13 protein-coding genes are annotated in these 17,917 nt (G+C 44.4%); 7 read left to right on the plus strand and 6 right to left on the minus strand.

The genetic code is table 11. The annotated features are described in order from the left end of the window. Positions 1 to 162: 162 nt before the first annotated feature. Positions 163 to 1,062, minus strand: coding sequence for a CBS domain-containing protein (locus JFC08_RS05225; protein WP_045445952.1), 900 nt, complete (start codon positions 1,060 to 1,062; stop codon positions 163 to 165). Positions 1,063 to 1,324: 262 nt separating this feature from the next. Between JFC08_RS05225 and JFC08_RS05230 the strand changes: the two genes are divergently transcribed. Further along, positions 1,325 to 2,686, plus strand: coding sequence for an Lnb N-terminal periplasmic domain-containing protein (locus JFC08_RS05230; protein ID WP_198329981.1), 1,362 nt, complete (start codon positions 1,325 to 1,327; stop codon positions 2,684 to 2,686). A 70-nt stretch (positions 2,687 to 2,756) separates the two neighbouring features. Here JFC08_RS05230 and JFC08_RS05235 read toward each other — a convergent pair whose 3' ends face one another. Beyond that, positions 2,757 to 3,230 carry a YcgN family cysteine cluster protein gene (locus tag JFC08_RS05235; RefSeq protein ID WP_227678987.1) on the minus strand — a complete coding sequence of 158 codons (474 nt, stop codon included), beginning with the start codon at positions 3,228 to 3,230 and terminating at the stop codon, positions 2,757 to 2,759. A 315-nt stretch (positions 3,231 to 3,545) separates the two neighbouring features. Between JFC08_RS05235 and JFC08_RS05240 the strand changes: the two genes are divergently transcribed. The 5 genes from JFC08_RS05240 (at position 3,546) to ylqF (ending at position 10,245) form a co-directional block, all read left to right on the plus strand. Further along, on the plus strand, positions 3,546 to 4,286 hold the full coding sequence (locus JFC08_RS05240) for a dienelactone hydrolase family protein (RefSeq protein WP_198329983.1): 741 nt from the start codon (positions 3,546 to 3,548) through the stop codon (positions 4,284 to 4,286). Positions 4,287 to 4,560: 274 nt separating this feature from the next. After that, positions 4,561 to 5,352, plus strand: a complete 792-nt coding sequence (locus tag JFC08_RS05245) for an SDR family NAD(P)-dependent oxidoreductase (RefSeq protein WP_198329984.1) — start codon at positions 4,561 to 4,563, stop codon at positions 5,350 to 5,352. Positions 5,353 to 5,487: 135 nt separating this feature from the next. Beyond that, positions 5,488 to 5,958 (plus strand): hypothetical protein, encoded by a 471-nt coding sequence (locus JFC08_RS05250; protein ID WP_198329985.1) that lies wholly within the window; start codon positions 5,488 to 5,490, stop codon positions 5,956 to 5,958. Between the two features lie 155 nt (positions 5,959 to 6,113). After that, positions 6,114 to 9,152, plus strand: a complete 3,039-nt coding sequence (locus tag JFC08_RS05255) for a DUF2339 domain-containing protein (protein ID WP_198329986.1) — start codon at positions 6,114 to 6,116, stop codon at positions 9,150 to 9,152. Positions 9,153 to 9,288: 136 nt separating this feature from the next. Further along, on the plus strand, positions 9,289 to 10,245 hold the full coding sequence (gene ylqF, locus JFC08_RS05260) for a ribosome biogenesis GTPase YlqF (RefSeq protein WP_045452455.1): 957 nt from the start codon (positions 9,289 to 9,291) through the stop codon (positions 10,243 to 10,245). Between the two features lie 21 nt (positions 10,246 to 10,266). On the opposite strand, the gene JFC08_RS05265 is transcribed toward ylqF, so the two are convergent. Both JFC08_RS05265 and JFC08_RS05270 read right to left on the minus strand, forming a co-directional pair. Then, positions 10,267 to 10,662, minus strand: a complete 396-nt coding sequence (locus JFC08_RS05265) for a hypothetical protein (protein ID WP_198329987.1) — start codon at positions 10,660 to 10,662, stop codon at positions 10,267 to 10,269. A 6-nt stretch (positions 10,663 to 10,668) separates the two neighbouring features. Continuing rightward, positions 10,669 to 11,793 (minus strand): hypothetical protein, encoded by a 1,125-nt coding sequence (locus JFC08_RS05270; protein ID WP_198329988.1) that lies wholly within the window; start codon positions 11,791 to 11,793, stop codon positions 10,669 to 10,671. A 188-nt stretch (positions 11,794 to 11,981) separates the two neighbouring features. Between JFC08_RS05270 and mutY the strand changes: the two genes are divergently transcribed. Further along, positions 11,982 to 13,214: an A/G-specific adenine glycosylase gene (gene mutY, locus JFC08_RS05275; RefSeq protein WP_198329989.1), complete on the plus strand. Its 1,233-nt coding sequence runs from the start codon at positions 11,982 to 11,984 to the stop codon at positions 13,212 to 13,214. A 62-nt stretch (positions 13,215 to 13,276) separates the two neighbouring features. Here mutY and JFC08_RS05280 read toward each other — a convergent pair whose 3' ends face one another. Both JFC08_RS05280 and rapA read right to left on the minus strand, forming a co-directional pair. Continuing rightward, the gene (locus JFC08_RS05280; protein WP_045452453.1) at positions 13,277 to 14,179 is read right to left on the minus strand and encodes an acyl-CoA thioesterase; all 903 of its coding nucleotides are present in this window, start codon (positions 14,177 to 14,179) and stop codon (positions 13,277 to 13,279) included. Between the two features lie 496 nt (positions 14,180 to 14,675). Continuing rightward, positions 14,676 to 17,564 carry an RNA polymerase-associated protein RapA gene (gene rapA, locus JFC08_RS05285; RefSeq protein ID WP_198329990.1) on the minus strand — a complete coding sequence of 963 codons (2,889 nt, stop codon included), beginning with the start codon at positions 17,562 to 17,564 and terminating at the stop codon, positions 14,676 to 14,678. Positions 17,565 to 17,917 lie beyond the last annotated feature (353 nt).

Consider the following 17,917-nt stretch of genomic DNA (forward strand, 5'->3'; position numbering starts at 1 on the left):
TTTTGTACAGTATCTAAAAGTTAAACCCGCCCATGATACCAGTCTCAACCCATTAATAGGTAACATTGCGTAGCAAATACCCAATAGCAAACACAAAAAAAACACGACCGCAATCGTGTTTTTTTGAGTACATCAAACAATGTTTAGGTCGCTATCGACACATCAATGACTGCCTATCAATATTTGCTGATCAGGATTGATTTTGGTGAGCTCAAGATTTTGGATAAAACGCCCTTCAACATCAGTAATAGTGATTTTCCAATCATCTATCACCACGCTTTCACCTTCCAAATCACCTACATAACCGAGCGCCTGCATGACTAGACCACCCATGGTGTCGACATCCGTATCATCAAAATGACTGCCAAGCTCATCATTACAGTCTTCAATCACGGTAGACGCTTGCACACGCCACGTATTTGGCTTTTCAGGATCAGCGACGATGTTATTGATATCACTGTCTTCATCGAAGTCATCATGCTCATCAACGATGTCGCCGACGATCTCTTCAAGCAAGTCTTCCATGGTAACGACACCGCCAAAGTTGCCGAATTCGTCGACGACAATCGCCATATGTACTTGGGTACGCTGCAATGAGCGTAACAAGGTATCAGAACGTGCCGTCTCACTAATATATAGCGGCTGACGTACCAGATCTCTCAAACGTTTGCTATCGATTTTATCTTCTTGATCGCGCACCATATGCACAAGAATAGGAATCAAATCTTTTGCCAATAAAATGCCAATGACGGCATCATCATCTTGACTGTCAAAGACAGGATAACGCGAATGGGTGGTCTCAAGGATGATATCCATCACCTCAGCGAGACTGGTGCTTTCGTGCAGCCCAACCACTTGCGGACGCGGAGTCATAATTTCGCGCACTTGTGTCGCAGGCAGATCCAGCACGCCTTCTAACATATCGACGGTATCAGGCTCTAAGAACTGGCGCGAGTCTTGTACCAGACGAATCAATTCGTCACGGGTTTCGGGGGCGGTCGATAGCCAGCGTTTTAAGCCGCGCATCGACCAACTACTCGGGCTGGGAGTGTCGTCAGACATGGTGATGTGATTTAACCTCTTTAGTTAATAACAATTAAAATAATACGTAAAAACAATAATACGTAATAACAGACGTAGATGGGGATGAATACAGCAAATAAAACAGATCTTTGATTATTAAATTATAAATAGAGCATATCAAAGTATGCTTCACTTTAGCGCAAGGCTCACCGACATTCAACGATAAATTCACTCAAATTGTATTGTCAGTACGTTATAAACTTTGCTATGGTCAAAGCCTTCACACACCAAAGCACACCCTATGTCGCTACGTTCCCTTTTCTCTCGCCTGCTCACGCCGCACTCACATAGCCATCGTTCAGATAACGGCTTGGACACGCTTGAGCCAAATAATCATGGTTCGGATAGACACGGCTTAAAAAACAACACTGCGAATGGTCGCCAACCGACACCTACATGGCGATATTATCTTGTACAGTTTTTCATCACTATTACCTTGCTACTGTCAGCCGTCTGGTTATTGCTGGCGATTTGGTATCAGTTTGGGGCAAGCTCTGCCATCACTTGGTTAACCGCAATTTTCATTGTTGGTGTACTGACAGCCTTACTGAGCGTTCGCTATTGCCCGAAAATAGCTCAGCGCTTTGACCATAAACAACGCAGCAGTAAAACATGGAGCAACGAAGCAACCATAAGTAGTAAGTCAGCAAATAAATGGTTAACCGCTTTATATGGCACTATTTGGTTGGTAGGCGTTGGCTGGTTTTTTTCTATTGAACCCCAACAAGAGCGCGACTGGATGGCTGAGGTAAGTGAAAGGGTCTCTTATGAGCGCGATGCAACCAATCCTGATTTAGTGACCCTAACCAATGTACGTAACTTTGATTGGCATACCGACACAGAGGCGACCGAACGCTGGGACACACGTACCATTGATATGTCCAAACTATCTGGCGTCGATGTCACCAATTCTTACTGGATGGGACCACTGATTGCCCATACGTTGGTTAGTTTCCGTTTTGAAGATGATAGACCGCTTGCTTTCTCGTTTGAGATTCGTAAAGAAGAAGGCGAATCGTTTTCGGCATTGGCAGGGTTCTTTAGACGCTATGAGCTGAGCCTGATTGCCGCAGAAGAGCGCGATATTATTTATACCCGAACGAATGCGCGTGGCGAGCAAGTTTATCTATTTCCCGTTAGCAACTTGCAGCAGCACGAGGTCAAGTCACTATTTGAATCTTACTTAACCGCTGCCGATGAATTGAATGCCAAGCCTGCTTGGTACAACACATTACTCAGTAATTGCACCAATATCATTTTTTATATGGCGCGTATCGTCAGTGGCGATCGCCTGCCGTGGGATTATCGTATTTGGGTCTCTGGCTGGCTGCCAAATTATCTATATGATGTCGGTATGCTTGACGCTAATCCAGAAAAGACTGGACAGCCTTGGTCAATGGATACATGGTATGACCGTACCCATATCAACTCAAAGGTTAAAGGATTCAATAATCAAATCAATCTAGAGTCTGGCGTTAATAGCAACGAAAACAGCCGCGAGTTTTCTGAACAAATTCGTCAGGACATTCCTATCCCGCCATTGGCTGACACGCAAGAAGATGCTGAGGCAAAAGCCAAATCTGCGGCTCAGGTTTCTTATTAACATCAAGTAGCACTATACTTTTATCCTGCAATAATACCAACGTCACTAATGTCAGTAACTCTCAGTATTATCAAGGCTTAACCCAGCTGATCACCCGCTCCTCCATCGCTTCATCAGACATACCAGTCTCAGAAACACAGCGCCCAGCCACGCCAACATTGGCAGCACGCATTTGTTGCTGCGTTACCACTGCATCTTGGGTCAATAACAAATGCCAACTTGGCAAATTTTGTCCTTTATACAAACGCTTATAGGCGCAGTGCGAAGGCAACCACATCATCTGCGGAAGATTGTCCATGGTCAGCTGAATACAGTCTGGTACATGCTCTTGACGCGTGTCATAGTGCTGACAATAACCCGTCGTACAGTCCATTAGCTGGCAAGTCACATCGGTATACTCGACCAACTCTTCATCCACATCGCCATTCTCATCTTCGTCAATATACTTAATCAAGCAGCAGCTGCCACAGCCATCACACAACGCTTCCCATTCGCTATGATTGAGTTCTGACAATGCAAAGCGCGACCAAAAATTCGGACGCAATGTGTCATTGAGCTTACTGTCATGGTCGCTATTGCTGTTGCTTTCATTACCACTGTCAGGAAATAAGCTCACAGCTGATTTTTCCATGACTTTTAGCGGCAACGTTGCGTCAGAGTCTAGATGGGCTGCACAGTTGTTTAACAAGTTTAGTGTCATAAAGGTGCCGTAGCATTTTGATAAAGAGCGTTACAGTATTATAGCTGTTTTTGCCTAGGTTGAGCGTTAAGGTGGTAAAAGTAAGAAAAACGATGTCGCAAAAACACAGACAAATCACCTTTATAACGTACAACTCCTCACATAAAAAAGGATAATAATATGTCAATTAAGACTTTTGAATTGATCAGTACCACCGAAAACGGTGTCCAGCTTATCAGCTATATGGCATTGCCAGAAAATGCATCTGACGACCATCCTGTTGCGGGAATTTTAGTAGCGCCAGAATGGTGGGGTATCGTTGATCACCCAAAATCAGTGGTCGAGCGCTTGGCAGAAGCAGGTTATGCCGCCGTCGCAATGGACGTCTACGGTGAAGGCAAGCTGACCACCGATGCCGCGCAAGCGAATATGTGGATGGAGCAAGTATTAGAAGATCAAGATATGCTGATGTCGCGCTGCCGTTTGATTCTTAATGACTTTAGCGACCAGTTAGCCGTTGATGGTGACAATCTAGCAGCGATTGGCTTTTGCTTTGGTGGTAAGGTCGTGCTTGATATGGCTCGCGAAGGCATGCCATTAAAAGCGGTCGCCACTTTCCATGGCAACCCAACACCAAAACAGCCAGCGGATAAAAACTTCACCGCTAACGTATTGGTTGCTCACGGTCGTGATGATTCAATGGTATCAATGGAAGCAATAGAAGGTCTAAAATCAGAACTAGATGCTGCTGGCGTTGACTATATTATCGATGTTTATGACAACGCTAAACATGGCTTTACCAACCCACATGCCGATGAGCGCGCTGCTAAAAATGATGTTGATCTTGGCTACAACGAAGCCGCTGCCAAGCAAAGCTGGGAAAACATGCTTGAATTTATGGAAAATAACTTAGGCAAATAATCTTTGAATCAGGCATATCAATAGCTGTTTTCAGGTTATTAACACACTATTTATTAACCCCTATCTATTAACGCAATATATAGCAGAGTGCGCCCGCCGCACTCTGCTTTTTTTATCGTAAACAAATCCATATTGATCATTACACACTTACAAAGGCTTACTATTGGTAAGGATTTAAGGCGCTAACATGATTATTGCACAGTCGTGATTCATATAATCGGTCACACCACTTGCTGATAGCTCACTAATCACTCACTAATAATAAGGTAAAACCATGAAAACCATCCAACAACTATTCGACTTTCATCATAAAACCATCATTATCAGTGGTGCAGCAGGCGCTATTGGTAGCGAGGCGGCACGGTTTTTAAGCTCATTAGGAGGCAACATTGTCCTCGCTGATTTAAATGAAGATAAAGTGAAGCAAATTGCCGCTGATATCGAAAAAGAAACAGGCAATGCAACCTTAGGCCTGAAAACCGACTTTACTGACGAGACACAAATTGCAGCCTTGGTCGATGCAACTATTGCAAAATTCGGTAAGATTTCTGCAGTAGTCAATAACGTCGGTTGGGGTGCAAATACGCCTTTGTGGGAATCTACCACCGAAAAAATGGTCAATGCGTATAAGCTCAACACCTTGGGATCTTATCATTTGACTCGTTTATGTATGCCGTATTTAAAACAAGAAGAAAACGCCTCTGTGGTATTTTCTGGATCCATGGTTGGCAATACACCATCGCCAGAATTTATCGAATACAGCACAGCTAAAGCGGGCTTGCTAAATATGGTGAAAAGTATGGCGGTCGCATCAGGTCCTGAAGTGCGCTTTAATTCACTAATCATCGGTACAGTAGATAATGGTGCTTCCTCTGAAGAAGCCGGTTATACCCAAGAGATGATCGATAATGTGGTCAAAGGTATCGTCCTAAAACGACGTGGCGTGCCAGCAGATATCGCTCAAGCGATGGCGTTTTTGTTAAGTGATGCAGCATCTTGGATTACTGGTGCTGAACTGACAGTCAATGGCGGCGGTGTTTACAAAAGCAAAATGCCAACTTCATAAACTCAGCCATCATTTTAATCATAAATTTATAAACGATAAATATTAGGGCATGTTAAGCATTGACCATACTGGGTAGAGTTTTATCTACTCAGTATTTTTTATGCATAAACCTATTTTGGACTTGGAAAATAAACCATGACAACAACATTAAACGCAAAATTGCTAAAAGGCGCTATGCTTACTGGCGTAATCAATGCTTTCATTAACGGCGGGATACAATATTTCTTCTTAAAAACATACTCATCAATCGCGATATCTGTTGACTCTATTACCAATAATGAAGACACGGTGCTCGGTACCTCCGTTACCTTATCGATTACGTTAGCCATGATTTTAACTATGGTGGCTTATTTTGGTATCAAAGAAAAAAAAGTAGCCTTCTTCCCAACCGCTTTTTGGTTGACGATAAAGCATGGATTTTTTACCTTTGGGGTATTGACCTCTCTTGCTGTACTGTGGCAAAAATACGCAGGTACAGTCGAAGTATCTTTGATTTCAGCTTTAATTATTATCGGTGTTATTGCAGGTATCGTCTCAGGTATGGTGAATTATCTAACCTTGCGTGGATGTACATTATCAGAACGACATAAATTATATGCCGCATAAATATCTTAGTTTATAAAGCATTAAGATCAGCTCAATGATAGTGAACGAATAATCTTGGGCTAACCCGTTTATTTTGATGAGCGCTTTGCTTGTGTTTGCTTTGAAATCGAGTCATCATCAAGCCATCAAATATTGAGTAACGGTGTGGTAGCGCTATGTCTGATATCAGCGGATTTGTATTGCTTGTTTGTCTAGTAGTGATTATCGTTTTTTACAATAAACTAAAGCGACGCGTTGATCAGCTTCAACGAGACATCACGCAACTGCAAGATGAGTTACAAGCGCAGCAACACCGTGTCAGCTCTATGAATAATAACGCCGATAATGACGTAGACGTTCATACTGAGCCAATGGCTCAAACGATAGCTGATACTCACTCGCCCCAACCTATTATCGAGGAGCTATTTGACTCAGCACCTCCTTTACCTACTGCTACGATTCACCCGAAACCAGCCCCTTCTCCAAAAAAACCATCGCCCATAGAGCCGGATGAGCGCTCACTGCCTATCGTCACTTCGCTGATTCACTCTATCAAAAATTGGTTTTTTGGCGGTAATCTAGTCGTACGCGTTGGCGTGATCGTCCTACTTATCGGTGTAGTGCTACTACTTCGCTTGTTAAGCGACTATATCGAAGTGTCGATAGCGTCCAAGCTTTTAGCGATAGGCATCCTCGGTTTAGGTCTAGCAGCATTAGGTCTAAAATTGGCAAAAAATCGCTTTGCTTATGGCATCACCCTACAAGGCACAGGCTTAGCGATTGCCTATTTAACGACCTTTTTTGCCTATAGCGTTTATCAAATCATTCCGAGCATACCGAGCTTTGTTGGGCTTGGGCTATTATCTGCGATTACCATTGCACTCGCCGTGCGTCAAAACGCTTTTCCGCTGGCGTTGTTGGCATTATCGGGTGGTTTTTTTGCGCCTATTTTGACCAGTGAAGACACGGGCAGTTTGGTGATATTGTTTAGTTACTATCTGCTATTGAACGTGACGATTGCGATTATCGCGCATTACCGCCCATGGAAAATACTGAATTTATTCGGTGTCACTGTGACCTTTGGATTGGCTTACTACTGGGGCATCAGTGAAAATTTGAGCACAGTCATTGAGGCGCAGCGCTGGTCTTTAGTCCTACTGGTCACCTTACATTTACTGCTATATCTGTTTGTCGTCATTCGCTATGCTCAACAAATCATTGCCTACAATACTCTTAATGAAACAGACATCATCCAGACAGATAGCGCAGACAACGTAAAGCATTTAGATAGCGTTCACGCAAGAAATAATAGCTATGTATTCCCTCTTGATACTGGCTTGCTGTTTTCAGTGCCGATATTAGCCTTTGGTTTATTTGCGGCATTATTAGATGACATTCCTAACGCTTTAACCATCGCTAGTGCTATTTTAGCCACTGTTTATTTAGGACTCGGCTGGTTGTTTGTGCAGCGTAGCCAGCGTTACGCCTTAATCACCGAGGGCATGCTGGCTTTAGGATTTGGTTTTTTGGCGCTGGTAATCCCTTTAGCATTAGATGCTGAATGGATTGCTTTTGGCTGGTCAGTACAAGGGTTGGCACTGGTGTGGTTTGGACGGCGCTCACTACGCGCATGGTCAGTGCTATTTGGTTTGTTATTGCAGCTAATCAGTATAGGTATGCTGATGGTAAAAGTCGTCTTCGCCATTCAAGATTATCCGACATTGGCATTAACCATTTCCGCTATGACTTATTTAGCCACTGTATTTATTTTACGCACGAACAACTCGCCAGCTATGCTAAATGATAGTTTGAACGAAGACTTAAATGATAGCTTAGATAATCATTCAACATATTCTCAAGAGCAAAACGCCACGCCAGATGCGATAGCAACCTATGCCAACGCATTAGGTATTAGCACTCATGCCGCCCAGCAATGGCTAACCTCAATCAACAGCCACAGCACAGTATTTAATCTTGTTTGGCACAGTCCTATACTCATAAGGTTTTTAACCTTTACGGCTATAGCGTGGCTACTACAAGTGCTGCTGCTTGATTTTAACCAGTGGTTTGCCAGTTGGACACTGGCAACGACGACCATGATTGCACTCGCAGCACTGGTTAGCCTTGCCATATATTGGACAATCAATCGTTATCGCTTGTGGATAGAAATCAGACAACTTAGCCACGGCTTATCGATCGTCTTTTATCTCATGCTCGTCCTACAGTTACCGCAAAAATTCGAGTTTCATTTATCATGGCAGACAGCAGATTGGCTACTATTGACTGGTCTAATCATTGGTTGGTTGATTATCGGACAGTTGTGGTTAAAGACGTGGTACAACCATTCCGAGCTGTCACGCTATGATGGCGCAAGCTGGCTAGGAGCTAGCATTCTAATCATTACTGCCGCTGCCCACTATGGACTCGCAGATTCCGCTGGGGTGATGGCTGTCTTGATGCCAGCCATTTTAATATTGGCTGGATTATGGCGCTGTCATCGTTATGCCAGCTATCGTAAGCAAAATACGCGTACAAACAAGGCATTCAAGCAAAGCCCACTGTACTGGTTTGATTGGCAACAAGCGCTATTGAGCTGCGCGGCTATCTTTGCGCCCATTGCTTTAAGTTGGGTCATCATGACCAACTGGTCATATGATGGTGTAATTTGGGGACTGTCCTACTTCCCACTACTGAATTTATACGACATTACCTCATTGCTGACGCTATTGGTTGGTTTTAGTCTATATTATATGAGCCAACATCGCCGCGATGAGAGTCGTATCGAATCGAGTGCAGCCCCCCAAACTAAGCGTATATTTACCGCCGATTATTTATTGGTTATGTTGGGACTTATTAGCTTTTGGCTGATATCCAGTATGTTGGTCAGAACGCTACATGCCTTTATCGGTAAACCGTTGTGGGACAGCGCTCAGGGCGGCGCATGGAATAGCGAGCAAGTGCAGACAGGGTTGACCATTTTATGGACGCTCTTGGCTTTAGTCGCCACCATCGTCGCCAGTCGCTATTGGCAGCGGACGCTTTGGTTTATGGGGATTGGGCTGTTAGGCGTCGTCGTAATTAAACTGGTAATAGTTGATTTGTCACAGACCGAAGCGATTTGGCGGGTGATATCTTTCCTTGGCGCAGGCAGTTTAATACTATTAATTGGTTATCTTGCACCGTTACCTCCTGCCCGCGATGAAATAGAAAATTAAGCTCAAGAATAACCGCGCATCTGGTTGGGCGAAATTGTAGCGTGAGCAAGGTGGTTCTGTAGTAAACTGGACACCATGAAAAGTAAATGACGATCGTCTTACTTTGCGCATTTTTTATAAAAGGTTATGAAAGCAGATGGATAAGAGAGCAAGTATTCAGTGGTTCCCTGGGCACATGAACAAAGCCCGTAACGAAATCAAAGAAATCATGCCGCAGATGGATTTGGTCATCGAGGTGATCGATGCGCGTATCCCATATAGTAGTGAAAACCCAATGGTCGCGGCATTGCGCGGCGAAAAACCCGTCATCAAAATCCTGAACAAAGCCGACCTTGCTGATCCTGAATTGACCCAAGCGTGGATGGACTATCTTGAGCAGCAAAGCGGTGTGAAAGCCATTGCTTGCGATACTGATAAAGCCAATGATGTCAAACGTATCATCGCCATCTGTAAACAGCTCGTGCCCAATAAAGTGGGTACGGGTCGCCAAATCAAAGCCATGATTATGGGCATACCAAACGTCGGTAAATCGACGTTGATTAATACCTTGGCTGGACGCGCCGTAGCAAGAACTGGCGATGAGCCAGCAGTTACTAAGTCGCAGCAGTTGATTAAACTTGATGATGACATCATGCTTTATGACACGCCCGGTATGTTATGGCCAAAAGTCGAAAACGAAAACTCTGGCTATCGTCTGGCAGCGACGGGTGGTATTCGTGATACGGCTTTTGACTTCGCTGATGTCGCCAGCTATACCGCTGAATACTTGATGCAAGCCTACCCTGAGCTGCTAAAAACCCGCTATAAAATTGAAGCGCTACCAAAGACTGATTGGGAGTTTTTTGAAGTCGCTGGACGCAATCGCGGCTGTGTACGTTCGGGCAATCAAGTCGATACCTACCGCATGTCTGAGATTTTGATCAACGAGTTACGTAGCGCTAAGCTTGGGCGTATTACGCTTGAGACGCCAGCCATGTCTGAAGCTGAAGAACTCGTCGTCGCTGAGCAGCGCTTAGCAGCAGAAGAAAAAAGAATCGCCAAAGAAGAAGAAAAGCGTTTACGTCGTTTGAAAACGCGGAAGAATCGGAAATAGGGTTGATAAACATAAAACCAATCATGTAGAAGTGAAAATCTTCCCGTCAGGCAAAGAAACCAACCCTAGCAAATAATAAAACACCAACCCATGTTTCTTTGCCAATGGTGCAATTACTCTAGCAGCTTCTTGCATATTACCATCTGGCAGTGGTAGAGAGACAGCAAAGGTATCCTGTAGCTGTACATGAGCGACCGTTGCTCCAAATGCTAATGAGAGCTCGAATGATAAATCACCTTCATGGGCAAATTGCTGTAGCTCAGTGGCGAATTTTAATATGTTTTCACTATGAGCGCTGACCTCTACCTCTAGTAGCTGTGGTAGTAATACACCTGCGCTATCATACGAGTCTGGCAGATACTCATCGCCATCACCCAAGCTTGCATCCCAAACATAAAACAAAGCATATTCATGCATAGCTGGCTACTCCAATGGCTCTACGGTAGATAAAATCTCTAAAAGTCTATCCCAGCGCTCATTCATTCTATGCTTAACATAATCGTTTGGTGAGTTATTAATCAGATCACGATACTGGGTAACCAACTCATCAAAGTCCTCTCGACCTGCAAGTTTGGCTAAAATAAGTTGTATATCCGCACTTTCACCATGGCTATGCCCTTTTGCAATCTTATTATGTAGTAACAAAAAAAGCTGATTGTAGCTGTCTATCTGATCTACTTCATCCAGTTTACTGACAAACTCAGTATTGATAAATTCAGGAATCTGTTTTTGCTTATCTGAAAAGCTGCTATAACATACATTCATATAATCTAGCTTTAAATAAGGAGATTGTCGAGTAAGCTCAGTTGGCAGCGATACTTTATCGTAAATCTCTTCAAAAGCTGGTGATACAAAATACGCATGAATCTTTAATATAAAATAGCCGTTCTTACCTTCTGCTCCTCCAGTTAGCCGCACATGACCATAAGGCATGGGCTTGGTACAACCATCGACTTCAAGAGAGTCAATAACGTTAGCGCTTGTTACTTGGCTACGCTGATAACCATAACGTTCTAAACAATCATGCATGAATGGGTGCAGTATTTTTTCAAAGTCCTCTCTATCTCTAGGAACCTGTGCCTCTGGCTTATAAATATCAGCGGACTGTTTTGCCAGCGCCCGCTTTTCTTTTAGCAGTGCCATGCCTCTTGCGATGTTAGGCGGATAGATCGTACCATCTGGATAGGCGGCCATACCCCGCGTGTCATAAAACACTAGCCCTAATTCTTCACATAAAGGGGCGATAACATCTAGTGCTTCACCGTGCAGTGCTTCAGGTGTGGGTATGGCGACGCAAGCGGTCTTAGGATGTGTTTTCATCTCTAAATTTGTATTTACGTAGGCTTCATAAAAGACTTCTGAATAATCCGAGGTTCTGGCCTCGTTCACGAGAAGATCTGCCAGCTCAATAATGTTTGGACTAATATCATCCACTGGCTGCTGGCGCAAAGCTTCAAAATCGTGCGTTGCTTGTTCCCATGAGCTATCTTTACTTGGTGTACAAGTAATTTGATGGATATCCCAAACGAAAAAGGTTTGTGCTGACAATATACTCTCTCCTAAACTATTAATGAAAACAATGGTTCTACTTATATTTATTATTAAACCAACAATGAATAGTTAAACTATATTCTTCCATAAAAATAACAGACCATTGCATAGCGACCTGCATCACCCCATAAACAAAGATAACCTTTTATAGTCTGATATTTCTTATTAATTGACAAGGATTATTCTTGCCTACTTTATTCTCTCAACCTGATTCATCTTTAAACTCCTTCGCCTCCCGCCTCCTTGACTGGTTCGCTGAAAACGGTCGCCACGATTTACCTTGGCAACAACACCAAGCTGACATACCCAATCCTTATATCGTTTGGCTATCAGAAGTCATGCTCCAGCAAACGCAAGTAACCACTGTGCTGCTCTACTTTGCCCGTTTTATGGATAGCTTTCCGACGGTGCAAGACTTGGCCGCAGCAGAATGGGACATGGTGGCAGAACACTGGGCGGGGCTTGGCTACTATGCGCGGGCGCGTAATCTGCATAAAGGCGCAAAGCAATTGGTTGCAGTGATTGATGAGACGAGCGACTTTCCACAAACACTAGCAGGTTGGGAAGCCATCTCTGGCGTTGGCCCATCGACCGCTGGCGCGATTATGGCAATGGGGTTACATCGTTATGGCGTCATCTGTGATGGTAATGTCAAACGCGTTCTCACACGCTGGGCGGCTATCGATGGTGATATTACTAAATCTGCCACCACTAAAGAGCTGTGGGCATTGGCAGAACGTCTAACGCCTAGAGAGAACTCAGGACTGTTTGCACAAGCGATGATGGATATGGGCGCGACGTTATGCACGCGTAGCAAACCTGCCTGCCTATTATGCCCCCTTCAAGAGGATTGCTTGGCACATGCTGAGGGACGCGAAACGGATTATCCAGTCAAAGCAAAAAAGCAGCCCAAACCCAGCAAGTTTAGCAATGCGTTATTGATTGAAGCTATTGATGGCAAAATACTGTGGCTACAACGCCCTGACAATGGCATTTGGGGTGGGTTGTGGAGTTTGCCTTTACAGTTTATAGAAAAAACCGCAGGCAAAATGAATACTAAAACTGCCGCAGAAAAAACGACTGAAATTGACGATACAGTATTAAAAGTGACCAGTAATGAAAAAGTATACGAAGCAGAATTTACTACTGCCGAGCAAATTATCAATGAGTGGTTAGATAAGCATAAATTGACAGCAAAAGCAGTCAGTAAAACTTTATTAGACGATGCTCCTATTAAACATTCACTGACACATTTTCATTGGTATTTGACACCGCAATCGCTGATTTTAAATGCTCAGCAAATTACCGAAATAACCGAAGCTTTAGAAGCAGCACAAATTAATATTAATTGGCTAAATGCTGTTGATGCTCAGGCAACGCTTGGATTGCCACGAGCAATGGTTAAGATTTTAGAATAAAAAAAGCGACTCATTATCAATAGTGAGTCGCTTTTTCTTTAGTCATCGTAGTACGGTTAGCGCTAAGACTTCGGCACTCGCAAACGCATCAGGCCTTCTTGTTGTACCGTAGCAACCAGCTTACCATCTTGCCAAAACTGCCCATGGTTTAAGCCCTTGGCATTAGACGTGGTATCACTCCACATGTCGTATAGCATCCAACCGTTTAGATCAAAATTACGATGGAAATGCATCGAGTGGTCAATACTAGCCGCTTGCAAGCCGCTGGTCATAAAGCTAACACCGTGCGACATCAGCCCTGTACCAACCAGATAAAAATCGGACGAAAATGCCAATAGCGCTTGTTGAATCGCAACAGGTTGATTGCCCAATTCGCGGATACGCAACCAGTTCGCCTGCTTCGGTTTCATTGGCTCTGGATGAATCGGATCACGCGGTTTAACGGGTTTAATTTCGACATGGCGACGGCGCATAAAGCGAGCTTTGAGTGCGTCTGGTACTTTTCCGACATACTCTTCCTTTAAATCTTGCTCAGCCAGTAAATCCTCTGGTGGCGGATAGACAGGCATGTCTTCTTGATACTCTAAACCCTCTTCCATCGGCGAAAACGAGGCTATCATTGAAAATATTACTTGCTCAATGGGCGCTTTACCACGCACTTCTTTATACTGAATCGCCGTCACTTCACGCGCAGACAGACTACGACCGTCACGCAAGCGGCGCACCTGATAAATCACTGGCTGCGTGATATCACCACCGCGCAAAAAATAGCCGTGCAGTGAATGACAGGGCTTGTCTTTGTCCAGTGTATGCGCCGCCGCCATGATGGCTTGGGCGAGCACTTGTCCACCAAAAATACGACTGCCAACATAGTCATGGCTCTTACCCTCAAAGACATCGGGGGTCACTTCAATAAGCGCTACAGTAGCTAGCAGCTCATCAATCAATTGCGAATAATCGGACATGACGATATGTTTCCTTATTTTTATCAAAAACGCTAAGCATCTAAAAATACGCACCTAAAGATATCGATATGATATCGCGAAAGACAAAAGACACTTTGCATTTGAATGTAAAATAATATGAAATCACTTGCTGAAAATGCACAAGAGAGATTTAACACGAAAATTTTAGCGCAAAAAACACGGTCATAGCAGCGCTATCACCAGCATTTATTATATCGTTGTTTCAGCTTAAAAGAAGTACAAAGCAATCGAGTACAAAGGTATATGTGATATTTCGCACGAGACGCGGTCACCCTTTTATAGCAAACGGGCTATAAATCGAAAAGATAAACATCTTACTCAATATCGATGGCTTTGACTAGAGAGCGACGCTCACTTGGCAATATCATGTTGATATTTTTGCTTAACATGCCTTAGGGCGCGTCCTAATATAAACGATATTAATCATAAAAGAACGAGATGCTATTAAACATCTCGTTCTTTTGATCATTTACATTTATGGCTTCACTGCCACTAACACACGGATGGAGTCTGGAACTAATAACAGACTACCTAGTGCTTGCTCACCTTGGGCTTTTAGCTGCTCCAAGCGCTCAATCTCGGCAGGACGTACGTTAGGATTAATCGTTTGTAGATGCTTTAGGCGTTTGATTTCACGTGACCACTGCTGGCTAAAACGGGCACTGGCTTGTTCGCCAATCTCAGCAAGCTGCTGACGGGCAATCTCTTCCGCTTCATAATAACGCTGCTCAATCACATCACCGCGTACTTTAATGACTTGGCGGGCGCGGTTTTTATCCAGACGCTCAATATGCGGCATAATCATCTCCGCACTGATACGCGAGGACAGATCACTGCCTTGCTCACTGATAAACACGCGGATATTTTGCGTGGTCAGCGTCGCTGGTAAATTGAGCAACCTTGGCGCAATGGCTTCAACGCGGAAATTCACTTCGAGCAGCACCATACCTTGTGGTACAGCAGAACTTTTTAGCATCGCCACCGTGGTATTACCAAAGGTGCTGGTACTCGCCAACTCATAAATCGCGCGCATCAATGGATGTTCGTGAGTGATAAATTCGATATCTTCACGCTGTAGTGCTTGCTCACGCTCGAATGTCAACGTCATACCGTCTTCGTCACCGAGTGGCAGACCATCGATATAATCACTAATTTCAGTGCTGTCAATCGGAGCAATCACCCACGAGCCATCGCGCTGGATATTGTGATCGATATTGGCTGAGGCAAAAAAGCGCTCAATAAACTGCGGCAGTAGATTATGACCATCAAAATCGCGCATGGCGTCAGCGATACGTTTGGCAACACGTGGGCGACACGAGTTGTATTCTAATAGGCGATCACGACCCGCTTGTAGCTGTGCCTCTAACCCCAATCGCGTCTGTTTCGCTTCTTCGATGATATCTTGTAGTATCGCACGGTTCTCGTCAGTATCCGCGCCTTCAAGCATGGGTTTTAGCTCTTGAATATACTGCTCTTGCACGCTCTGCGCCGTTGGAGAGATTTGATTAAACATATTCAGCGCGTCGTGATACCAATGATACAGTCGCTCTTGCGCTGTGCCCTGTACATAAGGCACGTGCAGCATAATTTGCTGCGTTTGTCCGATGCGATCTAGGCGACCAATACGCTGCTCTAAGGTATCTGGATTGGCTGGCAAATCCCACAATATCAGCTGGCTGGCAAACTGGAAGTTACGACCTTCCGAGCCAATCTCCGAGCACAACAATATCTGTGCGCCTTCGCTATCAGCAAAGAACGCTGCTGCTTGGTCACGCTCAAGTAAGGTCATCTGCTCAGTAAAGATAGCCGTTTTAATACCAGCATGTAAGCGTAATACCGCCTCTAAGCTCTCAACCGTCGCGCCACTACGGGCAATCAACAGCACTTTTTTGTGCTTAAGCTCGCCGCGCAAAATATCAATCAACCAAGGCACACGTGGGTCATCTTCTAGCCAGCCACCATCAGGTTGGTTTTCTTCGCCCCATAGCTGCTCACGCAATTTACCATTGGTTTGATAGCTGTCTTTCCATGCGGCAGGTAATGCCAGTGGATACGGCTGGCTGCTACGACCATAGAACCCTTTCACACTTTCACGGGTATTACGGAATAGAATACGACCTGTACCATGACGGTCAAGTAATTCATTAAGCGCATAAGTACGCAATTTTTCGTCATCATTAATCGTTGCCAACTCATCAAGACTGATGTCTAACAAGCTGCTTAAAGCGGCAATTTGACTGTCGCTTAATGGCTTATCTTCTATCAATACACCAGCGACAGCAGCCGTTTCAGCAAAGGCTTCTTGACCATCAATAAACTCATCCAAATCATCAAAGCGATCCGGATCAAGCAAACGCAAACGAGCAAAGTGACTTTGTGCCCCAAGCTGCTCTGGCGTTGCTGTCAATAGCATGACCCCTGGTGTTTCTTCGGCAAAGTCAGCAATCAAGTCATATTTATCATTGCCGCCTTGCGCCTCATCCCAATGCAGGTGATGCGCCTCATCGACCACCAATAAATCAAACCCTGCATCCATCGCTTGGTCGTACAAATCAGGGTGATCGAGTAATAAATCCATACCGGCGATGATACATTGCTCAGTGGCAAAGACGTTTTGCTCAGGATCGTGTTCTTTAATGGCTGCTGCACGTACCAAATCAAATAAGGCAAAATTTAGATTAAAACGACGACGCAGCTCAATCATCCACTGATATTGCAAACTATCTGGTACAAGAATGAGTACACGCTCAGCTTTTCCTGTTAACAGCTGCTGATGAATAATCAAACCCGCTTCGATGGTTTTGCCCAAACCAACTTCGTCAGCAAGCAACACACGCGGTGCGATACGTTTGCCAACTTCATGAGCGATATAGAGCTGATGCTCAATGATATCGACACGCGCACCCATCAAGCCTTTAAGCGGATGACCCGCTAGCGCCGATTGCATACGCAAGATATCTTGACGCAGCTCATACCAATCGCCACGCTCAATACGACCAGCCAGCAGACGTTCAAGCGGCTTAGCAAGCGTGATATTGGCAGCCAAACGGGTTTCCATTATCCCTCGTTCATGCTCATCGACACTGTATTTGAGTACACCCATCACTTCTTCGACCGCGGTTACGGTATAGCTCTTACCCGCTTGATCAGAAATACTATCGCCGACTTTAAACACCACGCGTGATAATGGCGCGGAGTTTTTGGCGTAGACGCGCGTCTCTTCACTTTGTGGAAATAGAATGTGCACACATCGGTCATCTACATCGATGACCACACCCAAGCCCAGCTCGGACTCCGTATCAGATAAATAACGTTGACCAACGGCAAATTCAGTATTGTGCAATGAAGCGATAGAGATAGTCATAGGGCGATGTCTTTTGTACTCAGATAATAGGAAAAAATAGATAGCTCATAATGAGAGTTGCTAGCGTGAATCACTAGCGCGATGTCATTACTTAATAGTCTGAGAGGTCGCCGGCCATACCGGCAGCGTCAGCTCATTAGCTAGGTCGCAAGATAAAGCCGACCATTATATAACGTTAGCAGCTAGATGAGTGCGCTAAGTTGACTTTTCAAGAGCAGATTATTGCAAGATTATATCAACGCCAAGCATAAGTTGGTCATATAAAACAATAAGATAACGACTCGCAAGTAAAGAAAAAATATTGTCATTATAAAATTGATTCTGTATTGTTAAGAAATGCAATAGAACATTTC

It is taken from the genome of Psychrobacter cibarius (assembly GCF_016107535.1).
Lineage (GTDB): Bacteria > Pseudomonadota > Gammaproteobacteria > Pseudomonadales > Moraxellaceae > Psychrobacter > Psychrobacter cibarius.